Annotated in this window: 4 protein-coding genes; 2 read left to right on the top strand and 2 right to left on the bottom strand. The window is 28.8% G+C overall.

The annotated features are described in order from the left end of the window. Positions 1-78: 78 nt before the first annotated feature. Complete coding sequence (locus RR409_RS08900; protein ID WP_332557392.1) at positions 79-609, bottom strand: GNAT family N-acetyltransferase; 531 nt, start codon at positions 607-609, stop codon at positions 79-81. A 190-nt stretch (positions 610-799) separates the two neighbouring features. Here RR409_RS08900 and RR409_RS08905 point away from each other — a divergent pair, with 190 nt between their 5' ends. Beyond that, positions 800-1207, top strand: coding sequence for a helix-turn-helix domain-containing protein (locus RR409_RS08905; RefSeq protein ID WP_332557393.1), 408 nt, complete (start codon positions 800-802; stop codon positions 1205-1207). A gap of 100 nt (positions 1208-1307) precedes the next feature. Here RR409_RS08905 and RR409_RS08910 read toward each other — a convergent pair whose 3' ends face one another. Next, complete coding sequence (locus RR409_RS08910; RefSeq protein ID WP_332557394.1) at positions 1308-6761, bottom strand: diguanylate cyclase; 5454 nt, start codon at positions 6759-6761, stop codon at positions 1308-1310. A gap of 256 nt (positions 6762-7017) precedes the next feature. Between RR409_RS08910 and RR409_RS08915 the strand changes: the two genes are divergently transcribed. Beyond that, positions 7018-7643 (top strand): TSUP family transporter (locus tag RR409_RS08915; RefSeq protein ID WP_332557395.1); only part of this gene is annotated, 626 nt, incomplete at its 3' end.

A 7643-nucleotide genomic window follows, 5' to 3' on the forward strand; every position in this document is an offset into this window, starting at 1 on the left:
TATAATTATTACAGCATCATCGAGTGCTGTAGGAAAGGGATGTGGTGGCACTACTCCATATATGAACTGAACTAAATATTACAATTTATTTCGTAAAACAGTTATAAAACCATCTAATATTGTGTGACTAAAAATAAATCCTTTTCCTTTGTAAAACTCTAAAGCATCATTATTGCCATCTGAAACAAAAATAAAATAATCCTCCACCTCATGAAATTGCTTTAAAAATTGCATTGACATATTAAAAAGTGCTGAGCCAATGCCCCTTTTTCTGTACTCCTCTCTAATATAAAACTGTGATAAACAACCTACATTATTACTGTTCACAGAAGAAAGATCAAAAAAAGTGGCAAAATCATTTGAATATGTTTCTTTTGTAGAGATGTTAGAATATACATAACCAACTATTTCATCCTCATCTTTGACAACTACAATGTAATTGTATATTGCACTTTTCATTGAAGCAATCATTCGTGTATCAAAATTCATATTATCAAATAATTCTGGTTTGATTTTAGCCTTCGACTTTTGAAATACCATAAGTTCATTGCATAAACCTCTACAGTATTCTACTTTTTCATTAGGTAAAATCTCATATTTTATTCTCATATATTTCACTCCTTTTTATTTTCATTCTATAAATAAGTTTTGTGATTTCACTTCTACAAGTAATTAAAATGTCCCCCATGATTAAAACTTATTGCTGAATTATGATATAATTATAAAACATGATAAAATAAGTACAAGTATGCAGTATTTACTGAGTAAGTAAGTAAATACTGATTAAAGGAGCTATTCAATGAATGATAGATGTATCGAAAATAAAAACGCCAAAATTTGTCCCTTAACCTATGCTCTAGATTTGATTGGAGGTAAATGGCGACTTCCTATTATTTGGGCTTTGAATCAAAACACTACTTTACGCTACAATGAACTGAAAAGAAAAATTCATGGAATAACTAATATGATGTTGTCTCAATCTTTAAAAGAAATGGAGGGATATGGTCTTATTAATCGTCAACAGTTTATGGAGATTCCTCCAAGAGTAGAATACTCACTAAGTGAAGTAGGTAAAGACTTGATACCTGCACTGGAATCCTTAGCAAAATGGGGTAAGCAGATGAAGAATATTTCTATGAATATCACCCATAAAGAGAATTTAGATGAGGTGATTGCTACTCTTCCAACTTTAGAAAATACTCCATAAATTTAAATAAGTCTAAATAACTAATCTTTCATCATATCTACAAGAAATATCATGTTATTTTGATACAAAAAAGTCTAGAGTTTCACTCTAGACTTTTCATTTATATTATATTTGCTATTAGATCACTTAATACATTGACAAAATTTAGTTCTTTAACTCCAAACTCCTTTATTCTAGTTGAAGTTGATAGGTAAATTATACCCTTAATTTCATCTTGAACAGTAATAGGAACAGCCAAAATTGAATTCCAATCTGGAAGGCCAGTAATGAGATCTTGCTTTCCAATATCATCCCAATCAACCAAATATACTCCCTGCTTATTGTTAAGTACAGATTTAACTATATCTTCATTAAATAATATTGTATCTGCCCACTCCTCATCTTGAGACTTTCTTCCTAAAGTTTCAAAGACTTTGTTCTTTTCTACTAAAAGCAAACTACCAAATTGCGCTTCAATAATTTCAATAACTCTTCCGAGAAAGTTGTAAATTTTTTCTTTTCGGGGAATGTTCTTATTCGTAAGCTGAATAAGTTCAACCAGTGCCAGCGTATTTCTAGAATCCTGTACCGAATTGCCAGAAATAATGCCACTTAGTACATTTGCTGGCTTAACCTTATTTGTAAATTCTCTATCCCATACTCTACATCTATTTCTACCACTCTTCTTAGCCACATACAGTGCTTGATCTGCCTTTTCAATAAGTTCCTGTACTGTATGTCCATGAATTGGATAAGTTACTATTCCCATACTTACAGTGATTTCAGCCTTATCTCCAAGGATCTTTTCATCTTCAATATTTTTTCTTATTTTCTCTGCTACTGATACTACGTCTTTCTCTCCAACCCCTGGAAGAATAATTATAAATTCCTCTCCTCCATAACGCCCAAGTGAAGCACTTCTATTTATATTGTCCATTACAACCTTTGACACTTTTCTAAGTACCTCATCACCAGTTTGGTGTCCAAATCTGTCATTGACACTTTTAAACTTATCAAGATCATACATTATAAAGCTAAAGTCTTCTCCATGCATATTAGCTCTGTCTAATGCTTCATTCAGTGCATCCTCAAGGTATTTTCTTGTTAGTGCACCAGTGAGTTTATCTATGGATGCTGCAAGTTTTAATTGGTGTTTCTCTATTAAAAGTGATAAAAACTTAATGTATTCGGTACATTTTTCAAGGCCTTCATCATTAAAATTGTTTATAATTCTATCAGATTCTAAGTATAAATAGCCTATAATGCTTTTTGTGGAATTTGGCGATTTACCTTGGTCATCTCTAATAACAGAAGTTTCCTTCAAAGAATTATTTGTTATTGGTATACATATGCAAGCCTTAATGTATTCTGATAATAAGTTAATATCGGTTTCATTTTTTGTCAACTTTTCAGATATCCAAATTGGTTCCATTGAAGATTTTACCCTATCAAAGATATACCTATTAGATGGAATATTGCAATCTTCATTTATAGAAGCAATTACATTTAAATTATTTCTTTGATCTTCTATTAGTACCAATGCTCTTGTTGCCAAAGTCCTTGATGCTAAGTACTTAATCACAAGTTCTATGTTCTCAATGTTATCACTGGTAATATTAGCTAAAATATGCATATCATTACGTATACCCTTAGGTAAATCTGACATATATTGCTCACTAATACATTGAACAAAATCCATGTTTTTCATAAATTCCTTAGCTTCATCTACTGTAAGTAATTCCTTCAATTCATCATAAAAAATTACTTCAAACTTATTTCTTAACTCTTCAAGTACCTTAAAATTACATTTATTATCTTCAGAACATATCAGTATATTTTTTATATACTTAATCCTATTGAAAGCCCTTACAAATTTATAACTATTCACATATTTCAATCTAAATTCTTCTGGCACATCAACTATTAGTTCTTTAATTAATTCACAAGCCTCAATATAATAATTAGCAGAATAATAATAATTCTCCTCATCAAAATAATAATCACCAATTTGTAAGGTTATTTTAGTAATAAGTCTAGTATTTCTTATTTTTTTTGCTAACTCTAATGCAGTAAAAAGAGTTTTAATAGAGTTTATTTCTGTTTTAATCATGCCCTTAGCATAATAGTACCTACATTGCACCTCATCATGTAAAGTGCCATTGATATATTTCTCTGCTTCTAAAACTAATTTCTTTGCATTTTTGTAATCACCTATATCACTAAGCACAATTGCTGCTTTACATAATATATTTATTTTATATTCTGGTAGGATAAATTTTTCAGTTGTTGTAATAATTTTCTTAATGTGAAAATTATATTTACCTTTCTCTTTAAATCTTAGTTTATGAATATGAGATAGTGCAACACAGATAAATTTTTCTATTGTAACTCCTCTTTTAAAAAATCTCAGTGCTTTGTTTACAAACAATTCAGAGGTGTCAAAATCACCAAAAGTATCATATAATTCAGCGCTAGATTTATAAAATTCAACAATATCTCTTCCCTGATCCGGGAAGTTTTCCAATTCCTCTAAACACAAATTGTAATATCTAAAGGCTTCAGCGTAATTATTCATATTAAGACAAACCTTGATTAAATCATTGTAAAGGTAAAAAACATCCATTCTCAAATTTATCTTCAGAGTTTTCTCCAATGCGAGTTTATAATAATCAAAAGCTACCTCATAATCAAATCTTACAGCATGACAAACAGCAATATTTATTATGCCCACTATTTCACTTGCTACCAAGTTATATTCTCCGCTTAAATCCTTAACCTTAATAAAATAACTTAAAGCAGTTTCTTCATCCTGATAGATATCCGTATAGATTCCACCAATATTATTTAGACAAAGTAATATTCCTTTTGTATAATCAACAGTTTCATATAATTTTATAGCTTTATTATAAAGTTCAAGTGCCTCGCTAATTTTACTTCCTTTAGAGTAAATAAATGCTAATTGCCTATATGCATTTCCTTTTATTTTAGGAAAGTCTTCCCCACATTCTTCAATTACTTCTAAACATATTTCAGCGCTTTCATCAAGAAAATTATCATTAAAAAACATTTTAGTCTTTAAAGCCTTATATTCTAATTTAGCTTCAAAACACTCAAAATACTCCAATTTATTTTCTATGCTCTCTAGGTATTTTAACGCCTTTTTAAACTGATTTTGAGCTATGAGTATTTGTGCTAACTTCAGATACACATCTACCATATTTTTCTTATTTTTAGTTATTTCAACTAACTCTTCTGCTTGCCTTAATTTTTTTAAAGCTAGTACCTCATTATCAGTTTCAAGATACAATATACTTACTTCTATTAATAGCTCTGTTTTTTCACTAATATCTTCTACCACATCTAGAGCTTTCTCTAGGTTTTTTATCTCTGCCCTAATGTCTTTTAAAGATTTCATTTTCCTGGCATTTTCGATGGAATACTTTTTTACTTTTTCTCTTATGTTCGCTCTTTCCAAATGAAAAATCAGCTCATCTATATTAAAGGTTGCAGTAATTTCCTTTTCATTTTCCAGTATTTCAGATGCTAACTTATGCTTTTCTATTTTTTCTTCACTATGGATTTTTTCATAAACTATATCTTTTAAAACCTGATTATTAATGTCATAAACATAGTTTGTATCTCCTATTTTCTTGCACAAAATCCCCTTATGAACCAAATCTTGAACTGTCCTATCTAATTCTTCATAGGAGATATTTATAAACTTAGATAACCATTGTACAGATACTGGATTAGTGAAAATTGAGATTACTTTTAGAATTTCATGACTTATATTATCAGTATCCTTTAATTGATTTAGTAGCGCTTGCTCTATACTAGTAGGAATATCTAGTAATCCATATTCATTTGATGATTTAATGTCAATCTGCCACTTTCCGCTCTCATTATGAACATATATCATTTTACGACTATAAAAATCCTTTATTACCTCACTTACAAAAAGAGGGTTACCATAGGATTGTGAATATATTCTAGTTGATAATTTCATAGGAGTATGAGGCATACATAACATATTTTTTATCATTTCCCCTGATTGTTCAATGTCTAGATTCTTCATAGAAATAGTATCAGAATCTTTTCTTGCCTTTATATTTCTAATGAAGTCTGTAAATTTTTGATTATTCGAAACCTCTGTGTCTTTATAAGAAAATATTACAATAATATTTTTGTTTTTTATAACTTCTGTATATAAATAAGTAAATGTATCAAGGGTAAATTCATCTGCTAAATGAATATTATCTACCGAAATAAGAGTTGGTTTACTTTTTACACAATCACTAATAAACCCAGCAATTCTGTTGAGTAATCGATATTTTGTATTTTCTTTATCTAAAAGTTCAAGAGGTGTAACATTTTTTATATCAACTACCTCAGGAAAGAACCTAACTAACTCTGACTCATACTTCTCAATAGTTTCAGGGTCTGCTTCTAAAATTAACTTTCTAAGAATTTCACTCCATAACTTATTACTGCTATCCTTTAAATTATTTAAGCTGAAGCTTGAATATACATTAGCACCTTTAATTTCTAATAAGAAATTAATTTCCTCTAGAAAACGAGTCTTCCCTGTTCCTGTATCTCCTTGAATCAAAAATATCTTTTTAAGAGGCTTGTACATTGTAATAGAATCATATGACTCCATTATATGATTAATCTCCTCTTCTCTCCCAGCTATTTTTGTATGAAAATTTAGCTTTTCAATATCTTCTAAAGAAAATATCTTATAATTTTTCTCTGTACTACTATTTAAATCCGAAATGAAATCTCGAAGAAAACCATAAGATGATTCTTCATTGATGGATATAAGCTTATCAATTAATGGGATTAATTTATTTAAAAAATCAAAGTCTTCATTGCATAGTTTATGCTGTAAATCCTGGAAAATATTGCATAAGGTTCCATTGGAATTTAATTCACCAATTGGCCCTTTGTTTAAAAGAGATAACAATATAATTCCAATAGAATACATATCCGTTGCAATGTTTGGCTTCTCTCCTGTTAAAAGCTTTGGGGATTTAAAAAGAGAATCATTTGAATTATCACTAGTAAAATAACTCTTTTCTAATTCAATGGTAGCAAGATCCTTAAGCTTTAGACTGTATTGATCTTTACCCCCAATGATTAATATATTGCTTAAATTTAAATTTCCATAAACATAACCCTTGAGATGAAGATAGTTGACAGCTTTACATATTTCAATGAAAACATCCATAATTTCAAAAATATTCATATTCTTGATAAATTCAAATATATTTATTGATGATTCTATATACTCACTAGTATAAAAATACTGTTTCATTTTGTTTCTTTTATTATCAATATGTGAAATTAAATTGAAGGTATAATTCTTAATAATATTTTCACTATTAAGATTAATAAACCCAATATATTCCTTAGCATAATAATCTATTAATCCATCAGGTACAAAATCAGAATTTAATATATTTAATTGAACTTCCTTATTTTTATCCCAAATGTCGGAAGCTACATAAGTTGAAACTAGTCTATTCTGCTTTAAATTCTTTATTATTCTGTATCTATTATTAACTAACTCCATAATATATCACTTCCTGAATTTATTTAAAATGTTTTCTAATATGAGATTAAAAAAATTGTGAATTATATTTTAACATAATCTTCAATTTATCCTAATATTATACCATATTCTTTATAACAATATAGATTAGTTAAAAAAATATTCTACTGAATAAATTTTAGTTATTACTTCAAAACTTCAAAATTTAATTATATAATAAAGTGGACAACATGTTTTTATTTCACTTGACAAAGTCAAGTTAAGGAGTGTTTAGATTATGTTTACTATGGTTTTTTTATGTATAGCTGGTTTTTTAGCTTCTTTCATAGACTCCATTGCTGGGGGAGGTGGACTTATCAGTGTACCAGCTTTTATGATAGCTGGTTTAAGTCCGCACATCGTCCTTGGAACGAATAAGCTTGCTGCCACTACTGGTTCCTTTACTAGTTCACTTAAATTTGCGAAATCAGGATTATGTAATTTCAATCTTTTGAAAATATTAATTCCTTTTACTCTTGTGGGTTCTATAATAGGAGTTAGAACAGTGTTACTTATCGATCAGAAGTTCTTACAACCTCTTGTCCTTGTGTTAGTACTTTGTATTGGTGTTTATACTTTATTTTCAAAAAATATTGGACAAGAAGATAAATTTAAAGAACTCAATAAGAAAAATATAGCCCTTGGGATTTTATTAGCATTTACTCTTGGTTTTTACGATGGATTTTTTGGTCCTGGTACTGGTTCCTTTCTAGTATTTGGATTTATAAATATTTTTGGTTTTAACTTTTTAAATGCCTCCGCTAATGCAAGATTCTTAAATTTTGTAAGTAATATTACTGCCCTGGTTACTTTTGCTTTTAGTGGTTCAATTAACTATAAAATCGGATTAATGGTGGCTGTGTT

This window comes from Clostridium sp. (genome assembly GCF_036642255.1).
Classification (GTDB): Bacteria; Bacillota; Clostridia; order Clostridiales; family Clostridiaceae; genus Clostridium_J.

Excerpts from the sequence above, each read along its gene's own strand:
- RR409_RS08900 (WP_332557392.1), bottom strand. The coding sequence starts at position 609 with ATGAGAATAAAATATGAGATTTTACCTAATGAAAAAGTAGAATACTGT.
- RR409_RS08905 (WP_332557393.1), top strand. The coding sequence starts at position 800 with ATGAATGATAGATGTATCGAAAATAAAAACGCCAAAATTTGTCCCTTA.
- RR409_RS08910 (WP_332557394.1), bottom strand. The coding sequence starts at position 6,761 with ATGGAGTTAGTTAATAATAGATACAGAATAATAAAGAATTTAAAGCAG.